The sequence below is a fragment of the Herminiimonas sp. GW821-FHT09C12 genome (genome assembly GCF_059416385.1).
The window spans coordinates 20,156-40,177 of sequence record NZ_JBWKPC010000002.1 but is presented as its reverse complement, the minus strand read 5'-3'; the positions used below and the strand labels follow the sequence as shown (position 1 = coordinate 40,177).

Annotated in this window: 17 protein-coding genes; 4 read left to right on the top strand and 13 right to left on the bottom strand. The window is 53.5% G+C overall.

Annotation, left to right across the window (positions count from 1 at the left end; translation table 11 throughout):
• Positions 1 to 351 precede the first annotated feature (351 nt).
• From AC07N2_RS10155 to AC07N2_RS10145, 3 genes are read left to right on the top strand one after another with little or no spacing between them, the layout of a single operon-like run.
• Positions 352 to 1,974, top strand: a complete 1,623-nt coding sequence (locus tag AC07N2_RS10155; protein ID WP_494778180.1) for a ShlB/FhaC/HecB family hemolysin secretion/activation protein — start codon at positions 352 to 354, stop codon at positions 1,972 to 1,974.
• Position 1,975: 1 nt separating this feature from the next.
• Positions 1,976 to 6,247: a beta strand repeat-containing protein gene (locus AC07N2_RS10150; protein ID WP_494778179.1), complete on the top strand. Its 4,272-nt coding sequence runs from the start codon at positions 1,976 to 1,978 to the stop codon at positions 6,245 to 6,247.
• Between the two features lie 20 nt (positions 6,248 to 6,267).
• Entirely contained in the window at positions 6,268 to 7,029 is a 762-nt protein-coding gene (locus AC07N2_RS10145) for a FecR family protein (protein ID WP_494778178.1), read from the top strand.
• A gap of 18 nt (positions 7,030 to 7,047) precedes the next feature.
• On the opposite strand, the gene AC07N2_RS10140 is transcribed toward AC07N2_RS10145, so the two are convergent.
• The 4 genes from AC07N2_RS10140 to AC07N2_RS10125 all read right to left on the bottom strand — a co-directional run bounded on the left by AC07N2_RS10140 (position 7,048) and on the right by AC07N2_RS10125 (position 11,954).
• Positions 7,048 to 9,492: a TonB-dependent siderophore receptor gene (locus AC07N2_RS10140; RefSeq protein WP_494778177.1), complete on the bottom strand. Its 2,445-nt coding sequence runs from the start codon at positions 9,490 to 9,492 to the stop codon at positions 7,048 to 7,050.
• A gap of 168 nt (positions 9,493 to 9,660) precedes the next feature.
• Complete coding sequence (locus AC07N2_RS10135) at positions 9,661 to 10,683, bottom strand: FecR domain-containing protein (RefSeq protein WP_494778176.1); 1,023 nt, start codon at positions 10,681 to 10,683, stop codon at positions 9,661 to 9,663.
• On the bottom strand, positions 10,680 to 11,186 hold the full coding sequence (locus tag AC07N2_RS10130) for a sigma-70 family RNA polymerase sigma factor (RefSeq protein ID WP_494778175.1): 507 nt from the start codon (positions 11,184 to 11,186) through the stop codon (positions 10,680 to 10,682). The genes AC07N2_RS10135 and AC07N2_RS10130 overlap by 4 nt, the downstream gene beginning before the upstream one ends.
• Positions 11,187 to 11,573: 387 nt before the next feature.
• Positions 11,574 to 11,954, bottom strand: a complete 381-nt coding sequence (locus AC07N2_RS10125) for a hypothetical protein (protein ID WP_494778174.1) — start codon at positions 11,952 to 11,954, stop codon at positions 11,574 to 11,576.
• Positions 11,955 to 12,190: 236 nt separating this feature from the next.
• Between AC07N2_RS10125 and AC07N2_RS10120 the strand changes: the two genes are divergently transcribed.
• On the top strand, positions 12,191 to 12,559 hold the full coding sequence (locus AC07N2_RS10120; RefSeq protein ID WP_494778173.1) for a c-type cytochrome: 369 nt from the start codon (positions 12,191 to 12,193) through the stop codon (positions 12,557 to 12,559).
• An 11-nt stretch (positions 12,560 to 12,570) separates the two neighbouring features.
• Here AC07N2_RS10120 and AC07N2_RS10115 read toward each other — a convergent pair whose 3' ends face one another.
• The 9 genes from AC07N2_RS10115 to AC07N2_RS10075 all read right to left on the bottom strand — a co-directional run bounded on the left by AC07N2_RS10115 (position 12,571) and on the right by AC07N2_RS10075 (position 19,950).
• Positions 12,571 to 13,116, bottom strand: a complete 546-nt coding sequence (locus AC07N2_RS10115) for an RBBP9/YdeN family alpha/beta hydrolase (protein ID WP_494778172.1) — start codon at positions 13,114 to 13,116, stop codon at positions 12,571 to 12,573.
• Positions 13,113 to 13,964, bottom strand: a complete 852-nt coding sequence (locus AC07N2_RS10110; protein ID WP_494778171.1) for an EAL domain-containing protein — start codon at positions 13,962 to 13,964, stop codon at positions 13,113 to 13,115. The genes AC07N2_RS10115 and AC07N2_RS10110 overlap by 4 nt, the downstream gene beginning before the upstream one ends.
• 80 nt (positions 13,965 to 14,044) lie before the next feature.
• The gene (locus AC07N2_RS10105) at positions 14,045 to 14,263 is read right to left on the bottom strand and encodes a TOBE domain-containing protein (protein ID WP_012078607.1); all 219 of its coding nucleotides are present in this window, start codon (positions 14,261 to 14,263) and stop codon (positions 14,045 to 14,047) included.
• Between the two features lie 47 nt (positions 14,264 to 14,310).
• Entirely contained in the window at positions 14,311 to 15,150 is an 840-nt protein-coding gene (locus AC07N2_RS10100) for an ATP-binding cassette domain-containing protein (protein ID WP_494778170.1), read from the bottom strand.
• 16 nt (positions 15,151 to 15,166) lie between these two features.
• A complete protein-coding gene (ssuC, locus tag AC07N2_RS10095) occupies positions 15,167 to 15,997 on the bottom strand; it encodes an aliphatic sulfonate ABC transporter permease SsuC (protein WP_494778169.1) in 831 nt (276 codons plus the stop codon).
• A 9-nt stretch (positions 15,998 to 16,006) separates the two neighbouring features.
• On the bottom strand, positions 16,007 to 17,155 hold the full coding sequence (ssuD, locus tag AC07N2_RS10090; protein ID WP_494779238.1) for an FMNH2-dependent alkanesulfonate monooxygenase: 1,149 nt from the start codon (positions 17,153 to 17,155) through the stop codon (positions 16,007 to 16,009).
• A 79-nt stretch (positions 17,156 to 17,234) separates the two neighbouring features.
• Positions 17,235 to 18,209 (bottom strand): sulfonate ABC transporter substrate-binding protein, encoded by a 975-nt coding sequence (locus AC07N2_RS10085; RefSeq protein WP_076592077.1) that lies wholly within the window; start codon positions 18,207 to 18,209, stop codon positions 17,235 to 17,237.
• Between the two features lie 122 nt (positions 18,210 to 18,331).
• A complete protein-coding gene (gene ssuE / locus AC07N2_RS10080; protein WP_076592078.1) occupies positions 18,332 to 18,925 on the bottom strand; it encodes an NADPH-dependent FMN reductase in 594 nt (197 codons plus the stop codon).
• Between the two features lie 20 nt (positions 18,926 to 18,945).
• Positions 18,946 to 19,950: a sulfate ABC transporter substrate-binding protein gene (locus AC07N2_RS10075; RefSeq protein ID WP_076592079.1), complete on the bottom strand. Its 1,005-nt coding sequence runs from the start codon at positions 19,948 to 19,950 to the stop codon at positions 18,946 to 18,948.
• Positions 19,951 to 20,022 lie beyond the last annotated feature (72 nt).

Genomic DNA, 20,022 nt, shown 5'->3' with positions numbered 1-20,022 from the left:
GACTACTGCATTCGCAGTATTTACTTTATAGCGCCGCTCTTTAACATTGGTTGGATCGAACCTGCGATTTGGCAAGCTATCAATGGCGCAGTATTGCCATCTTGTCATGCTCGTCCGATCAAAACAGGAAATATCGTACAAATTCAGAGTTGATCTAGGACTTTAGTCGTATGCGCAAAGAATTTGGGCTACTTACAATCCAGCAACACTTCACTTCAAGCGCACGTTTCTATGAATAGCAGCTACCGCAATCCCTGGAACCCCGACACCGGGAGCGCCGCTTCTAAACTCCGCCATGTATGCGGCAAATACAGCGGCAACTTATTTGCGCAGCGCTTGGCGCCCGGCATCATGCAGTGTTTACTGGGAATGACTTTGACGGTCGCGGCTGCGAGCGCGCTGGCCGATGATCGCTTCAACATCACGCGCTTCCAAGTGGATGGCAATACATTATTGCCGACCAGCGAAGTACAAGGTTTGATCGCACCGCTGAGCGGTCCCAATCGCGCCTACGGCGATGTGCAAAAGGCGCTCGAAGCGCTGCAGAACGCCTATCGCAAAGCTGGCTACAGCACTGTGCAGGTCTACGTACCCGAGCAGGAGCTCACCAGCGGCGTAGTCAAAATCCAGGTGAACGAAAGCGTCATAGGCAAGGTCGTCGTCAGCGGCAACAATTACTTTAGCGAACAGAATATCCGCACCAGTCTGCCGCAAGTACAAAGCGGCAAGACACCGAATCTACGCGAGATTTCCGAAGCGGTACAACTCAGCAACGACAGTCCAGCCAAACAAATCAATGTCGTCCTCGGCGCAAGCGAAGAAGAAGGAAAAATCGACGCCGAAGTCAAAGTCAGCGACAACAATCCCTTGCGCGTATTCATGACGCTCGACAATACCGGCACGGATGCCACCGGCAATTGGCGCACTGGTGTGGCGATACAGCATGCCAATCTGTTCGATCGCGATCAGGTCGGTACGCTGGCGTATACGACCTCGCCGGATAGCCCGAGCGGCGTACGCGTCAACTTGTACTCGCTGGGATATCGTATTCCGCTGTACGGCATGGGTGATAGTCTCGATTTCATCTACGGTAAATCCAGCGTCAATTCACCTGGATCATCACCGACGCTGGGTGGATTACTCGGCTTTACCGGCAAGGGCGATATCTTCGGACTGCGCTGGAATCACTTCTTCGCGCGTCAGGGCGAAACCAGCAGCAAACTGGTAGTCGGCCTTGATCACAAAAAAATAGATTCACGCTGCAACATCAATGGTATTGAGTTGAGCACTGCGCCACCGACGCCACCAGTAGCTTCCTGCGTGCCTTACACGACGATGCCGCTGAGCCTAACCTATAGCAGTCAGACACGTGGCGCTGCCCAAAACATCGATTACAACATCGGCATAGCACGCAACTTTGGTACCGGTACGGCTTATACCAATACCATCACCGATGGCAGGACCGATCGTTACTCCTATCTGACGCCGGGCAGCCGCAACACTAACGACAACTTCATCATCCTGCGTGGTGGCGCTTCTATCTTCAAGAGCTTCAGTAATGACTGGCAAATGCGTGTCGCAGGTTCTGCGCAATATGCCAAGGATCCGCTGGTATCAGCAGAACAGTTCGGTCTGGCTGGTGCGACGATGGTGCGCGGCTTCACCGAGCGCGCCGTAGCCGCCGACAGCGGCCTGATCCTCAACAGCGAAATCTATACGCCTGAACTGGTAAGCAAAGGCAATCTGCGCCTGCTGGCGTTTTACGACATCGGACGCGGCTACAACAACAAAGTTGGCAGCACCGGTATTCCATCGAGTATGACGGTAGCAAGCATAGGCGTCGGCGCGCGCTATGTACTCGGCCGTGACTTCAATCTGCGGTTGGACGTCGCCCGCGTGCAAAACGCTGGTACAGCAATTACCGAAAGCCGCGGCGACGTGAATGCGCATCTAAGCGCGACATTGGGGTTCTGACATGAATAATGACAAGCAAAAACAGACCGCAGCCATCGATGCTGCAAACAGTCAGGCGATATGCATCGAGTGCTTGCCGCCATCGATCACCATGCGCGTCGGCAATCGCCGCCTGACCCTGAGCTGGCGACCACGCAAGCAGATACCGCAATTGCTGACGGGTTTGCTGCGCCGTTCCTGGCGCACCATGTTCCGTTCTTCCTTGCGCTTGTCCATGGTTGCCGCCGCTGTATGCGCCGCATGGAATATCCCTGCGATGGCAGCAGCGCCAGCACCGAATACCTTGCCGACCGGCGGCACTGTTACCTACGGTAATGCCACCTTCACGCAAAACGGCAATACGCTCAACATCAACCAGACCACCAATCAGGCCATCGCCACTTTCACCACATTCAGCATCGGTGCTAATGCGACGGTCGACATCAGCCAGCCAAGTGCTGCAGCAGCTTTTCTGGCGCGCGTCACCGGCGCTGATCCATCGCTGATTTACGGCATGCTGAAATCCAACGGTACAGTCGCGTTGATCAACCAAAATGGCATACTGGTCGGGCCAACCGGCGTGGTCGATGTGGCGCGCTTCATCGCCAGCACGCTCAATATCAGTGACAGCGATTTTCTGGCAGGACGGCTGACTTTCAACAACGCCGGCAATGCAGGCAATGTCAGCAATCAAGGCACGATTAAAACCGCCAATGGCGGCAGCGTGTATCTGGTCGGCGTCAATGTCGACAACAGCGGGATCATCCACAGTCCTAACGGCGAAATCCTGCTGGCAGCAGGTCAGACCGTACAACTGATAGACACCGGCACGCCCGGCGTCTCGGTTGCCGTCACCGGCAGCGCCAGCAAGGCCACCAACCTCGGCAACATCACGGCAGAAGCCGGTCGTATCGGCATCGCAGCAGGCTTGATCAACAATAGTGGCAACGTCAACGCCAGCAGCGTGGTCAGCGAAGGTGGTCGCATCTTCTTGCGCGCATCGCAGAATCTGACCACCACTGCCAGTTCCAGCATCAGCGCCGACGGCAGCAAGGGTGGCAACATCGTGCTGTATGCGGACGACACGGCCTATCTCGACGGCGATATATCGGCGACCGGACCTATACTGGGCGGCTATGTGGAAACCTCCGGCAAGCAATCGCTGGACGTAGTCAAGCTGCCCAAGGTCGGCACCGGCGGCACGTGGTATATCGATCCTTACGATCTTGAAGTGATTGCCGATAGCAGCGGTGGCAACTACTACATTAACATCGAGGACAACGTCATTACTTCCGTGGGCAGCAGTGCCCGGATCCGGGCCAGCACGATTTCGGGCCAGCTTAACAACGGCGTCAGCGTGATATTGGAGACCGGCGCCGGCGGTTCGTCAACGGGCGGCAACATCACGGTCAACAGCGCAATCAACAAAACCAGCGGCTCGTCAGCCAGCCTGACGCTCAATGCAAATAACAGCATCGCCATCAACGCCGATATCACCAGCACCAGCGGCGCACTGAATCTGAACCTCAACAGCAACCTCAGCGGCATCGCCGGCGACCATACGGTGAATGTCAGCAGCGCGCTGGTCAGCCTCAATGGCGGTGCCCTCAAGGTCAGCGACGGCAGCGGCAATACCGGCAACGGCAATATTGCCATCAATAACGGTGCCACGATTGATCTGAACCAGGGCGGCACGCTCAACGCCGGCACGCTCACCATTGCGACAGGCGGCACGCTCTCGAGCACCGATAACGCCGGTGTGTATCTGGCCGGCGATTTGAACAACAGCGGTATGGTCGGGCTCACCAACTCCACAATCAGCGTCGGCGGCAACCTGCTCAACCAGGGCACGGTGAACCTGGTCAACGTCAGCGGCACGCTGGGCAACGTTACCAACAACAGCAACATGATGATGGCCAGCATGTTTCAGGACATCACCGCAACCGCGTTCAACAACACCGGCTCGATGGGATTGAGCAATGGCTCGATACTCACCGCCGGCACCATGATCAATAGCGGTACCGCCACGATCAATGGTTCGATGCTGAATGTGAGCACGCTAACCAATAGCGGCACGGCGGCGGTGACAGACAGCGCCGTGACCGCCACCGACAAGATCACCAATGCGGGCACCTTCAGCATCACCAACAGCACCATCAATACGGCGAACGGCTTTGTCAATAATCAGGGCGGTACGCTGAACCTGAATTATCAGACCGGCTTCAACAGCGGCACCCTGGAAAATGCCGGCACGATGAATGTCGGCGGCACGCTGCTCACCAATGCCACGGTGACCAATGCCGCAACGGGAACGATTACGGTTGGCAACGATAACTCGTTGAACGGCACTTCCTTTTCCAATAGCGGCCTCCTCACCATGCAGGGCAACGCCGGAGTGTATTTTTCGGAAGGAGTGCAGAATCAGATCGGCGGCACGATCAGCGGCACCGGGACGATAGGCATGGCCAATGGTGGCATACGCGGTACGCTGGTCAACAGCGGCACGATCGCACCAGGTGGCAATGGCACCATCGGTAGTCTGACGATAGACGGCAATTACGAGCAAACTGCGACTGGCACTTTGCAGATCGATGTCGCCAGTGCCAACAGCTATGACACGCTCTATATCAGCAACATCAGTGGTCCACAGTCGGTCAGTCTGGGCGGCACCTTGCACAGCACTTTGCTGAACGGCTACGTACCAACCTCAGGCACAACATTCAGCATCATCAACGACGGCACGACGAACGGTTATTTCCGTAATGTGCTGGGCGATGTGGTGGTCAATGGCAGCGACAAGCAAATGCTCAAGTCCAGCATCGTCAACGGCAATAGCGTACGCCTGACCATGGCCTCCGGCGAAGACATCGCCTATGTCGGCAATGCCGATGCCAACTGGGGGCAGGCAAACAGCTGGTCCACGGGATATATCCCGACTGCCGTCGACCGCGTGTTTCTCACTGGCGGCTTGGTGCCGCATTCATCCGGTTTCGATACGATCGATCAGTTGAATATCGCCAGCGGCAGCTTTCTGACTCTTAGCGGCGGCAGCGGCCTGACAGTCCTCACTTCCACCGCAATGGCAGGCACAGTCAATATCAACGGCGGCATGCTGACACTGGGCGGTGCGACGACCGGCACCGGCGCCATTAATATAGACAGCGGCTCTTTCAATTTCTCCGGTGCTACGCGTCTGGATAGACTGAACATCTCCAACGGCACGGTAGCCGGCGCTGCAGGTTCTGCACTCAATGTTGCGGAATCGTTTGTACAGAACGGCGGCACACTGACGCTGGCCGATGCGGCATTGAACCAGGCCAACGGCAACATGAACGTCGGTAATATCAACGCCAACAACCTCGTGCTGAAGTCGGAGAACGGTGCCATCACACAAACTGGGGGGACTGCGCTAGACGTCACACAGCAACTGATTGCTTCTGCAACGACGGGCATTATTTTATCCAGTGCCAACAATCAGATCGCCGCTTTCGCTGCGAACAATAAGGTCAGCGGCGATATCGTACTGACGAACACGCTCAATACCGCTGACACAACGGCAGTGGTGTTGAATGGTATCTCCAACGCCGGTGGCGATGTGTCCATCAACAATACCGGCGGCACCATCACCAGTGCCATCGGCAGCAAGGCTGATTTTCTGGCGGGCATTCCGATCAACGCAGACGGTTCGCCTAGCAGCGCTGCAGCGCAACTAGGCATACTCGGCATAGCTACCGACGGCGGCGTCAAATCCGCTACAGGATCTGTATCTATCGTCGCGAATAGTCCGCTGACCATAGGTAGCGGTGGTGTCAATGCTGCGAGCGGGATCGTCCTGACTGCCGGCGACAACAATGCAGCGGAGGACAATCTGACGATCAATGGTTTGCTCAATTCCAGCAGCGGCAACATTACGCTGTTGGCCGGTAATAACCTCGATATCAATGCCAACGTTGCGACTTCAGGCAGCACGTCCTTTACCGCAACCCGCGGTGTAGTCAGCTACGCCCCCGGCGTCACCATCACCGACGTCAACGGTACGTGGCCCAAAGTTGATGTTCCAGTTGCGACACCTGTCGTCACGCCTGCCATCACGTCCTCGGTTGAACAAATTGTAGCCAGTGTGATTGCACCGCACGTGACGACGGTCAATACCAATCCGCCTACTTTCAGTTCCGGCACGAGTTCCTCTTCCACCACTGACGACACTCAGACCATTGGCGGTAGCTCTGGCACTTTTGGCGGCGATGACAATAGCGCACCCAAGAGCAACACGCCATTGCTGATGTGTTCGTGATGTTGCGAAGGACAAGAAAAATGAAACAGGAATATCACCACATGAATATCACGATGAGCAAAATCCGACACTTGCCGACGCTGCTGCTATTGCCACTACTGCTGATCTGGGGCAATCCGGCGTTTGCACAGGCGGTCGGCATGGTGACCAATTTGTCAGGCGTATTGACGGTGCGTCATCCCGATGGCAGCGTGCGTATCATGGCTTCGAAATCGGAGGTTATGCAAGGCGACGCGCTGATTACGCAGGCCAATACTTATGCGCGCATCAAGTTCATGGACAACGCAGAGATCGTCTTGCGACCCGCGTCTGAACTGATCGTGAAAAGTTATCAGTACGATGCCGAAAAACCCTTAAATGACAAGATCGCCATCAGTCTGGTCAAAGGAGGCCTGCGCGCAGTTAGCGGGCTAGTTGGCAAGCGCAATCCCGATGCAGTGAGTTTCGATACGCCAGCGGCAACCATAGGCATACGCGGCACCAACTTCGGTGCCTTGTTCTGCCAGAACAATTGCGGTGGCGTGCCGACGCCGAACGGTACGACGCCAGCCAACGGCTTGCACGTCGACGTTGCTCAGGGGGCGGTGGTGCTTTCAAATCCAGGCGGCTCGCAGGTATTCTATGCCGGACAATTCGGCTTTGTCGCCAACCAGAATACACCGCCTGTATTGATACCGCCGACGCAAGGCTTGTCTATCACGATGCCGCTGTCGATTAGCAAGAACCCTCCTAGTACGGGACTGATCAGCAATGCTCAGGGTACTGCTTGCATAATGCAATAGCGGCGTGTTTTAGAACGATTAGAACTTGTATCGTGCCGTCATTGTCACTGTGCGCTCACGACCCGCATAGCATTCGCCTCTAAAGCAAATGGTGTTGTATTGCTTGTCGAAGAGATTGCTTGCATTGAGTGACAAACGCCACGGACCAATCTCGTAACGCAGCAAGGCATTGAACACAGTCACACCAGCTTCCGCAGAACGGTTGTCTTCATAGTTCTGACGCACACCGATGTAATTGGCGCCAGCACCGATGCCCCATCCCTGCGCCATTGCGTAATCGACCCAGATCGATGCACTCTGTCTCGGGATGGCGACCGGCCGCTTGCCAAGCTCATCTGGATCCAAACTCTGTACGACCTTGGCATCCATCAACGTATAAGACGCCACTACGTTCAGACCGCGTGCCACTTCCGACTTGGCTTCAAGCTCCAGTCCACGTGAGCGCTGCTCGCCGATCTGGCGACTTTCGCCGGTACCCGGATTGGTAGTAACGACATTGGTTTTTTGCAGATTAAACAGTGCGGCCGTAAACAAGGTATTGCTGTTAGCCGGTTGGAACTTCACACCGACCTCGGTTTGTTTTCCCTTGCTAGGCTTCAATGGATTGCCGCTTACATCCAGTCCGGCTGTAGGCAAAAAGGATTCCGAATAACCGATATACGGCGCCCAACCATTACCGACCAGATAAGACAGGCCGGCACGTCCGCTGAAGGCATCGTCGCTCTTTTTGGTCAAAGTTGAAAACCGCCGATTATCGGTCGTCGAACGTACATGATCCTGGCGACCGCCCAGTGAAAGTACCCAACGGTCTGTGATCTTGATTTGATCCTGTGCGTAGAAGCCAATCTGATTCGTCACTTGAGTGAAATCCGAATTCAAGGTAGTCGGATCCGTAATCGGCAAGCCATATACTGGATTCAACAAGTCCAGATCCGGACCAGCACCACGATAGCGTAAGGCCGTGCCTTCCACGCGGTTCCAGTCCATACCGAACAGCAAATTGTGCTCGACTGCACCACTACGGATTTTCCCGTGCAACTGGCTATCGATAGAAACTTGCTGGAGCTGATCCTTCCATGAGCGCTTTGTACGGGTATAAGTGTGTCCATCCGGCTGCAGGTCTTCGACCCACAATGCGCGACGATCCATAGAGATATCGGTATAGCGGGCATTCTGTTTGAACGACCATTCATCATTGAATGCATGCTCGAATTGATAGCCTATCGAATTCTGCTTCTGCGCGAAACGCGAATAAGAGTAATCACCCATCTTGACCTTCGTCACGCTAAGATCGGCTGCCAGTGCATAGTAGGCATCTTCGCCAGACTCATCCTTGAGGAATTCACCCAGCACAGTCAACGAAGTAGCCGCATTCGGCTGCCAGCGGAACGATGGTGCTAGGTAGTTCCGTGTACGGTTGATCTTGTGTCCATCCGGGTAACGATCCTGATCGTTAGTGTCGAGTGACACACCAACCAAACGATAACTGAACTCTCCACTGTCACCTATCGCATCGCCCAGATCGAAGGCCACTTGCTTGCGATCGAAACTGCCGTACTGCACTTCCACTTCGCGTATGCGTTCACCAGTCGGTTGTTTGCTGGTGCGATTGATGATGCCGCCGGCATCGCCCTGACCGTACATCACGGACGACGGTCCGCGCAGCACCTCGACCCGCTCCAAACCATACGGTTCGGTCATGCGGTAAATCACCTCGAAGCGCGATTGCGCCAAACCATCGCGATAGTTACCGCTATCACCGGGAAAACCGCGCATGTATATGTATTCCCAGCCACGCGGATCCGGCCCATAGGTATTGACAGCAATCCCCGGTGTTTGACCCACGATATCCATGATGTCCTGCACACCGCGCGCTTCCATCTCGGTGCGTCCGATGACCGAGATCGATTGCGGAATTTCGAGGATGGAGGTGCTGGTCTTGGTCGCGCCACTGGTGCGTCGTGCCACATAACCAACTACGGAGCCATCTTCTTGTGCAGCCTTCACCGTGACTGCAGGAAGAACGGCATCCTGACGCGGCGTAGCATCAACCGCCGGCAAATTGCGCAAGGTGTACTGCCCATTGCCACGATGCACCGCTTCCAGACCGCTACCGCTCAACAGCGCGGCAAAGCCGCTGGCAACCGAATAATTACCCTGCAATCCAGACGACTGTGCACCAGTGGTAACGGCGGGATCAAACGACAAGGCCACGCCTGCAGCAGCGGCGAAACGTCCCAACACCGCAGCCAAAGAGCCAGGGGCAATCTGGTAGGACTTCACGCTTTGCTGACTGGCTGACGAATCTGCATCTGCCGCCTGCGCAGCATGCGGCGTGATGGCCGTGATAGTCAAAGCCAGCAACGCTGCGTGCAACGCCAGTGTCAACGGTCGAACGGCAGGCAAGGCATCGGCCTGCGGCAAAGAATGGGAATGGCGACGAGAAAATCGATGATCAAACATGTAAACCCTGCATGAAATGGTTGTATTGAATACCCCTGTCATGTAGGCCGAATGAAACGCAAAAAGATGAAAATAATTTTTGAAAAAATATGCGGCGCGCAAAAAAAAGCTGCGAATGGGACGTCGCCGCTCATGCAAAAAACGCAGCCACAAGAAAAGGAATAAAAGTCAGATCGGCCCGAGCACAACCCAGTAACGGGTCGTACTGGTCATACGAATAGGGAAGGATTTGACCAAGACCTGCAGCGCCTTGTCCGTATCCGCAAGCGGGAAAGCGCCGGATACGCGAATATCTGCCACCGCCGGATCGCATGCCAGCCGACCACGACGATAACGCGATAGCTCGGCCACAACATCGCCTAGCCGCCAGTCATTGACGACCAAACTACCCTGCTCCCATTCCACCAACGCATCATCGGTGGCGAAGGCCATGCTGATCTCATTGCGCATCAACACCGCTGATTGACCGGCTTGCAAGACTCGCACAAAACCATTGTTCAACGTGCGCAATTCAACCGCATCATCCAGCACCGCGACAACGGTGCGATCGTCAAAAGTGCGAACTGTAAAACGCGTACCCAACGCAAGTATCGATCCCTGCGCCGTTTGCACGACGAAGGGCCGTGCATCTTCGGTCGCATGTCTATGCTTCGCTGTTTCGATCAGGATCTCGCCCGACCAAAGTCGCACTGTGCGACGCGTTTCGGAATAGCGAACATCTGCCGAACTATCGGTATTCAACACCATGCGCGAGCCATCGCTCAGCAACACGCTGCGCTGCTCACCCACACCCGTGCGGTAATCCGCCATCCACGGTTGCAGCAAAGTGCGATCCGTACTGGCGCGATAGGAAACGTAAGCAAGTCCACCTGTAGACGCCAGCAGGAACACACCACGCAATACAGCGCGCCGCCCACGTCGTACGGATTGCAAGGTCGGCAGTGCGATATTGGCTGGCACTACTTGCATGGACTGGCGTATCGACTGCATGCGCTCCCACGCCCGACGATGATCGGGATGTTGCTGCAGCCAGTCTTGCAGTGCCTGCTGATCTGCCTCGTTGCTCTCGCCCGAACACAAGCGCGCATACCAGGCAACGGCCTCCTTGCGCAACGCAAGCTCGTCACGCGGCACCAACATGTTTGCAGCATGGTCGGCGTTGGTGATGTCGGTAGATAGGGACGAGGTCATGGCGCCAGCAGATAACAGTGTTCAATCGCCGTGCACATATAGTTGCTGACCGTGCGTTTGGTGACACCCAGTTGCTGCGCGATCTGCTCGTAAGTCAGTCCTTCCAGTTGAGAAAGGAGAAACGCCTGACGTACGATCGGTTTCATGCCATCCAACATGGCATCGATGGCGAGCAAAGCCTCCAGCAAAATAGCGCGAGTTTCTGGAGATGGCACTTCTGGTTCCGGCAAAGACGCCAGCACGTCCAGATAGCTGCGCTCCAAATCCTGTCGACGGAAAAAATCGACCACCAAGCCTTTTGCTATCGTCCCCAGATAAGCACGCGGTGCACGCACATCAGGGGATTCTCGCTTGAGCAGCACGCGCACAAAAGTGTCTTGCGCCAGATCAGCTGCCTGATGTCCGCAGCCCAGCTTCTTGCGCAGCCAGCCATACAGCCAACCGTGATGGTCGGCATACAGCGTGTGCACCTGTTGCTGAAGAGAGGAATTGGCTGAGGCCATTGAAGGAGCCGATACTTATTGAATGAGAATTGTTCTCATTTTAGCGCGCACAAATGTACTTGCGCAATGCGTATAGACATCTCCGTATGATCGGCACCACATCATCATGGAGCGATATACGTAAAATCCCCGCGACAGCTAAGTGAACGCGGAGATGAGCAGGTGTATGGACAGAACGGCGACGACTACGCGGCGGAGATGCCCAGACGCGGGAGTGCCCGGATACACGGTTTCGTTGTGTACGAACGGTAAATTGAAGAAATAAAGAAAATGCCCCGACTCACATCAACCTGAACGAACATTCAATCAGGCATGCAAAAATCGGGGCAGAATTCGAAGCAACTTAAATAAAAGGATGGATTAAATAACGCTACCGCAAGCGGCTCATTATTTCTTCACCAACTCCCATTTCCCAGCCTTGGCTTTACAAACTTGCAGTCCCAAGGTTTGGTCCTGCCCTTTTGCATGCAACACGATACTCAGATCACGGCAAGTTTTATCACCGGTGGTCGTTGTATTCGACGCGGTGATTTCTGCGGTGACCTGTGTCGCATTGCCTAAACCCTTGTTGCTCCAGTCGAGCTTCTCACCATCTTTTTTATTATCGAGCACATCGCCTGCAGCTTTGTGAAGAGAAGCGTTGTCCTTAGCCTTTAAGTAGGTAATCGGCGAATAGTTCAGGAATCGCAAATTGGCAGCTTGTATGGACGGCGTCACGAACATGGCCAACGCGGTAACAAACAGAATATTCAATAATCGTGTGCGCATTCATCTACCCTTTCATGTTCACTCAAAGAAGTACCCGGAAAATAGGGATAACAACATTACAACGACTATGAATGAATATAGTGAAATACAGTGAATGACACAAGCCCAATATCAAGCAGCTCCATATCCGCGATAATCAGAACAAAACCTGCTTCTTACTTTGTTAAACTCGCAGCACTTCCCGCCTCACTACCTTGATGACTTCGATTTACAGCAAAGTCACGAATACGAGAAACATGCATAACAAATTAATACTGGCGCTGACCTTGAGCTTGAGCGCGACCATCGCACATGCAGCCGGTGATGTAGTCGCAGGAAAAAGAGTATTTGCGAGATGTGCGAATTGCCATCAGGTAGGACCATCTGCGCGTGGCAATTTTGGACCACAACTTAATAGGATTATAGGAAGAACAGCAGGCGCAACGACAGATTACAAGTACTCGCCAGCGATGAAGGCATCCGGCATCGTATGGACAGAGAAGAATTTACGCTCTTTTATCAAATCCTCGCATGATGTCGTGCCAGGTAACAAGATGCGCTTCTTTGGAATCAGCGATGAAAAGCAGGTCACGGACTTGCTGGCTTATCTGCAAACCTTCAAATAAACCTGCTGCGATTAGTTGTAGTCAGCCTGCGCTCTATCCAGCAGCTTTTGTAACTGCTGCAAACCCTGCTCCCAATCACCCAGATTGGATTCGGAATTGATGTGACCCAAAGCGCCAGCGCTGATGAAGTCGCTGCCCCAGATATCTGCCCAGTAAGCAGCTCTGTCACCAGCCATCCATGGATCGTTGGTGCTGCCTATCACGATGGATGGGCACGGCAGACGCGCATCGCGCAAGAGATGGTCCACGCCGAACTTCTCGGGATCGGCCGGCGCAACCAACAAGGCACCCGCCAGATCAAAGCGACCACGGCTGGCCGCATGCATGGTTGTCAGGCAACCGAAGCTGTGTGCCACGATCAAAGTGGGTTGATCCGATTCAAGCAAGACTTCGGTCATGCGTTGCGACCAGCGCAGCAATTCCGGTTGCGCCCAATCGTCTTGTTCTACTCGCTGAAAATTTGGATAGCGGTTTTCCCAGCGTGTTTGCCAATGCTCGGCACCGCTGCTGTGCAAGCCCGGTGCCACCAGTACACGATAGTCAGATAAAGAAGTCATGATGCCAAGCCTGCCGTCGCGATAGTTTCCAGCTCGCTTGCACTCGCTTCCTGTGCAAAGCTCGCCTTGGGTTGATCCCACAAATAACCTTGCGCCAATATTGTTTGCTGAGCTTGTGTACCCAGTGTGCGCAATTTGTCATAAATCGCTGTTGATTCTACACGCTTGAAAACCAGCTTCACCTTCTGCTCGGCAGCCACCCGCAACAATGTCAGCGTCGCGGCTTCATCCGTGATTTCGCGTACATCGACCTTGATCACATCAGGATGCACTTGTTCCAGCAACTCCAATCCTTGTCGCGCATTGGCTGCATTTACCGCAAGGCGGAAACCATTGCGACGATAGTTATCGGCAACGTAATTCAACAACCATGCTTGATCCGGCTGGATCAATGGCAGTTGCAAAACGATTTTTTTATGCGGTAAGCCGAGCACATCCAGTACACGACGGAAGGACATGCCGTGATTGCTGTCGACCGCTGCTAGCAAGCGAGCATGCACGCTGAGGTAAAGATCGTAATCAACCATTTCCGGCTGACGATAGAAATTGACTGCATGCAGCAAGCGGCACAAACGATCCAGTTCGATTGATTGTTCGTCGGTGGCGCCGGTATCCAGCAACTTCCACAAACTCAAGCCTGCATCGCTTTTGGAATAACTGCGCATGAAGCCTTGCACACCCACTATCTCGCCGGACTCCGGCATGCGTATCGGCTGAAAGGCGCTGGTCAGTGTGGAATTGAAATAACGGCCGTGCGCCCGTCCCTGTTCATCCAGCCACAAGGTACTGTCAGCCCGTGGGGCATCATGCAGCCGTGAGAGATATTGTTGCAAGGCGGGGAAAGTCATGCTGCTCTTCCTTGATCATCAAGGAGACATCTGAAAGCGCGTGCCTCTATGGCAAGCACGCCTTCAGACGCGCCTTAGGTTCATAACAATTTGGCGATCGATACTTCGGTTGCCTTGACCAGCGCAACAACTTCGGTACCGATCTTCAGTTCCAGATCCTTGACCGAGCGTGTCGTGATAACAGAGGTAACAATACCGGCTGGCGTTTCTACATCCACTTCCGATACGACATCGCCCAGAATGATGTTGCTGATCTTGCCTTTGAACTGATTGCGTGCATTGATTTTTTCGATACTCATGATGTTTCCTTTGTGTAGGTTAAAAATTCATTTCAATAAAAATGTGATCAAACTGCCCAGGCAAATTGATTCACTGTCTTCAACAGTGATACATCGCCCAGAGAAGAATCTTGTGCATCAGCGGAAGGTGGAATCTGCAAGACATGTGCAAGGATTCTTTCTTCCAGTTGTGCGAACGTTGCATTACCGCGCGCACGTGGTCGCGCCAGTGGAATACGTTCATCCAATGTGATACGACCATCTTCGATCAACACCACGCGATCAGCCAAGGCAATCGCTTCCTGTACATCGTGCGTCACCAGCAAGGCGGTGAAGCCGCGCTTTTGCCACAGTGATTCGATCAATTGCTGCATCTCGATACGCGTCAATGCATCGAGTGCGCCCAGTGGTTCATCCAGCAATAACAACTCTGGGTCATGCACCAGAGCGCGTGCCAATGCCACACGTTGACGCTGGCCACCGGACAACACTGCTGGCCATTCACCAGCGCGTTCTTCCAAACCGACTTGACGCAATGCTTGCAGCGAATCTTCTTTTTTCGGCAAGCCGAGTGCAACGTTGTCCAGCACACGCTTCCATGGCAACAGGCGCGAATCCTGAAACATGATGCGAGTTTCCGGCGCACTCTTGCCATCACCGAAAGTGAGCTTGCCGCTGTCTGCCGTTTCCAGTTCTGCGATCAAGCGCAGCAAGGTACTTTTCCCGCAACCGCTGCGACCGACCACGGCGACAAATTCGCCCGGTTCCAATACCAGCTCGATCGATTTCAAAACCTCGCGGCCGCTGTAGGACTTGAACAGGTTTTCTAATGTGACTCGGATGCCCCGTTTGGCTGATGCCGGCGTCGCCGCAGCGACGTTTTGTTGTTCTATCTGATTTGTTTGCATGGTGTGTCCCACTTTCTTAATGACGGTAACCAGGATGCCAACGCAACCAGTAACCTTCCAATGTGCGTGACACGACATCAGCCAATTTACCGAGCAAGGCGTAGAGCAGAATGCCTACCAGCACGACATCGGTTTGCAGGAATTCACGTGCATTCATCGTCATGTAACCGATACCTGATTGCGCAGAAATAGTCTCTGCCACGATCAACAATACCCACACCAAACCCAGCGAGAAACGCACACCAACCAATATCGATGGCAAGGCACCCGGCAAGATCACATCGCGATACAAAGACCAACCGGACAAGCCGTAGCTCTTCGCCATTTCGATCAAGCCTTTATCGACCGAACGGATACCGTGAAAGGTATTCAGATACACCGGGAAGAACACGCCAACTGCGACCAGAAAAATCTTCGATGTTTCTTCGATCCCGAACCAGAGGATCACCAAAGGAATCAATGCCAGTGCAGGAATATTGCGGATCATCTGCAAAGTCGTATCGAGCAAAGTCTCTGCCGTTTTAAACGTGCCGGTCAGCAAGCCCAGCAACAAGCCCAGACCGCCACCGACGGCAAAGCTGGTCGTTGCTCGCCACAGACTGACTTTGACGTGTGTCCACAACTCGCCCGATATCGCCAATGCCCACGCCGCTTTCGCCACCGCAAAAGGTTCCGGCAAAATACGGCTGGAGAGCCAGCCGACTTGCGCAGCAATCTGCCAAATAGTGATCAACAAAATCGGAACTATCCACGGCACCAGTTTTTTCAAACCGCTGGCGCGCCATGTCGATTTTGTTTTGCCGGCAGCAGCGTTGCCAGTCGCAAGAGTTGGGAGAACAGCACTCATGGTAATTCCTTAGCTCTGCGAAACTTTAGGCAGGATGTCATTGGAAATGACTTCGCCGAACGGGCCAGTCAATACCGCGTCACCCGAACGTGCCTTGCCTTTGCCCAGCAACGGGAATACCAGTTCGGCAAAGCGATACGATTCTTCCAGATGCGGGTAGCCCGACAGGATGAAGGTTTCGATACCGAGGTCTGCATATTCCTGCATACGTGCAGCAACCGTTTCCGGATCACCGACCAGTGCTGTGCCTGCGCCGCCGCGTACCAGACCGACACCGGCCCACAGATTAGGTGACACTTCGAGCTTGTCTTTTTTACCGCCATGCAGCGCTGCCATGCGGCGCTGGCCTTCAGAATCCATCTTGTTGAATGAAGCCTGCGCACGCGCGATCAGATCGTCATCCACGTACTTGATCAATTCATCGGCAGCTTTCCATGCTTCTTCATTGGTTTCGCGCACGATCACGTGCAGGCGTATACCGAACTTCAAAGTGCGGCCGTGTTTAGCGGCACGTGCGCGCATGTCGGCAATTTTTTCTGCAACAGCTGCCGGTGGCTCACCCCAGGTCAGGTAGACATCGACTTGTTCCGCGGCTAATTCATGTGCTGCTGGCGACGAGCCGCCGAAGTACAGTGGCGGATATGGTTTTTGTACTGGCGGGTACAAGGTCTTCGCGCCCTTGACCTGTATATGCTTGCCTTCGAAATCGTAGCCGGCATCACCACCTTCACCGGACAATGAGGCGCGCCATACTTTCAGAAATTCATCAGTGATTTCGTAACGCTCGGAATGGCTTGCATGCAAGCCATCCGCTTCCAGTTCGGCTTGATCGCCGCCGGTCACGACATTGATCAACAAGCGCCCTTTCGACAAACGATCGAAAGTAGCGGCCATGCGCACTGCAAGACCTGGCGTACTCAAACCTGGACGTACTGCGACCAGAAATTTCAATTGTTTGGTTTCGCCGATCAAACTCGACGCCGCAACCCATGCGTCTTCGCACGAACGGCCAGTCGGCAGCAACACGCCGTCGTAACCCAGCGTGTCTGCCGATACGGCTACCTGTTTCAGATAATCGAAATCAACCTGACGCGCACCTTTCGAGGTACCCAGATAACGACTGTCGCCATGTGTAGGCAAAAACCAAAAAACATTCAAACTCATGATCTCATCCTTAAAACAAATCAGCGCCGCCTCTCATGCAGCGCTTACTGCATACATTCCGCTGTTACATTCTTTATCGCTTGACCAACGCATCCTTGACCGTGATCTTTTTAGGGATCAATTTCAGATTGCTGAATACATCGGCAATCTTTTGCTGCTCAGCGATCACTTCTGCTGTCACCGGCTTAACCCCATACGAATAACGCTTGGCTGCCAGTTCCACACTAGGTAAATCGAGGCCAGTCTGCGCCACGAGTACCTTGGCGACTTCTGCCAGATTCTTGCTGCTCCACTGATCAACCTGATCCAGTTCGTCCAGCAAGATGGAAATAATTTTTGGATTCTTTTCGGCGTAAGAACGTGCTGCGAGGAAGAACTGATGATTGGCAACGATGCCGGTGCCGTCAGCCAGTACACGCGCACCGATTTGTTTCTCTGCCGCAGCCAGGAATGGATCCCAGATCACCCACGCATCTACACTGCCGCGTTCAAATGCAGCACGTGCATCGGCTGGTGCCAGGAAAATTGTTTCGATATCTTTATAGTCGAGGCCGGCCTTCTCCAGCGCCTTGACCAACAGGTAATGCACATTCGAACCTTTGTTCAATGCGACTTTCTTGCCCTTCAGATCAGCCACTGTTTTCAGCGTCGAATTCTTCGGTACGATGATCGCTTCGCTGGCTGGCGATGGCGGCTCATTACCGACGTACACCAAATCAGCACCTGCAGCCTGTGCAAAAATCGGTGGCGCTTCGCCGACTGTGCCGAAATCAATACTGCCGACATTCAAGCCTTCCAGCAGCACTGGGCCGGCTGGAAACTCTGTCCATTTCACTTCGATATTTTCTGCAGCTAGACGCTTCTCCAGCGAGCCTCGACCTTTCAGGATCACCAGCGTGCCGTACTTTTGATAGCCGATGCGCAATACACTTTTCGCCTGAGCCGATGCCAGATTCGGCAAACCTATGCTCAATGCACCCACTGCAGCAGCAGATAAATATCCAAGTGTGCGGCGCTTAGCTAGTCGTTTATCGTTTGAAATGGTCATGTCGTTTTCCTTGTTATGCAAAATTTTGAGAAAAAATCTCCCCATCGGTGCTAGTAGCACCGATTTTTCAACACATCGGATAGAGATTTGTGCGTCAGACCTGCTTGCGCAGGCCCGGTAAATCAAACGCTACAGCGCACGCTAGAGAAAGGAATCGAGTCGAACTCGTTAAGCGTTGCTGCATCATTCAGCGCAGACAAGCTGGCAGAAAGGTTCTCTATGCCATCGCTCACGCGTTTGGCAATTGCAGCATCCAATGTCAAACCCTGCTCCGCCGACCAATTGATCTGCAAATCAGTCGCATAGATGCTCGGCAATACATGCTTGGCATCCAGCGCCGACAACACAGGGCGCAAACCGTAATCGAGAGCCAGCATGTGCGATTGGCTGCCGCCTGTTGCCAGAGGCAAGACCAACTTTCCACGCAAACCATCTTGCGGCAACAAGTCGAGAAAGGCTTTCAGGATTCCGCTATACGCCGCCTTGTAGACCGGCGTTGCAATCACAACGGCATCCGCCTGCGCAACTTGTTCTCTTGCCGTTTTCAACAGTTCATCCGTAAAGTCTGCATGCACCAGCGCCTGGGCAGGCAAATCACGTACATGCAGCTTCACATAACGATGACCAAGCAAAGCCAGTCTTTCGCCCACGTGATGCAGCAAGCGGGTAGAACGAGATGGTGTTGAAGGACTACCCGCGAGCAACAAAATATTCATTTCTATTCCAGAGATACGGCTTATTTTTTGCCTGGTTGATAAATCTTGTCGAAGATGCCGCCGTCAGAAAAATGATCCTTCTGCGCTTTGGTCCAGCCGCCAACATCTGCAATCGTGTACAACTTCAATTTTGGAAATTGCGCTGCATATTTCTTCGCTACTTTTTCATCGATAGGACGGTAGTAGTTTTGCGCTGCAATTTCCTGACCTTCGGTCGAGTACAGATATTGCAGATACGCTTCAGCTACTTTGCGTGTGCCACGACGATCAACAACTTTGTCGACAACAGCAACTGGTGGTTCAGCCAAAATACTGGAAGAAGGCGCGACGATCTCAACCTTGTCCGGGCCTAATTCTTTAATGGCAAGAATCGCTTCGTTTTCCCACGCCAGCAATACATCGCCGATACCACGTTCTACGAAGGTAGTCGTTGCACCACGTGCACCGGAGTCCAGCACAGGAACGTTTTTATACAATTTGGTGATGAAGTCAGTTGCAGTCGCTTCATTGCCGCCCGGTTGTTTCAATGCATACAACCATGCAGCCAAATGGTTCCAACGTGCGCCACCGGATGTTTTTGGATTTGGTGTGATCACGGATACGCCTGGTTTGACCAGATCGTTCCAATCCTTGATGCCTTTAGGATTGCCTTTGCGTACCAGGAACACGATGGTCGAGGTGTAAGGTGAGCTGTTGTGCGGCAAACGTTTTTGCCAGTCTTTAGCCAGCAAACCACGTTCAGCAATTGCATCAATGTCATACGCCAATGCGAGTGTGACTACGTCTGCATCCAGACCATCGATCACGGCACGGCCTTGCTTGCCGGAACCACCATGTGATGTTTTAATCTTGGCGTCATCGCCCGATTTAGCCTTCCATTCTTTAGCGAAAGCTTTATTGAATTCCTGATACAGTTCGCGTGTTGGATCGTACGAAACGTTCAACAACGACACTTCTGCGGCATGCACGGTCGGCGCAATTAATGCGAATGCGAGAGCAGTGCCTAATAATTTTTTGAGCAACATTTTCTTTCCCCTTGGGCAATTCGTTTTCTGGAGATTGAAGATTAAAGCCGCTCAAATAAAAACAAAACGAAT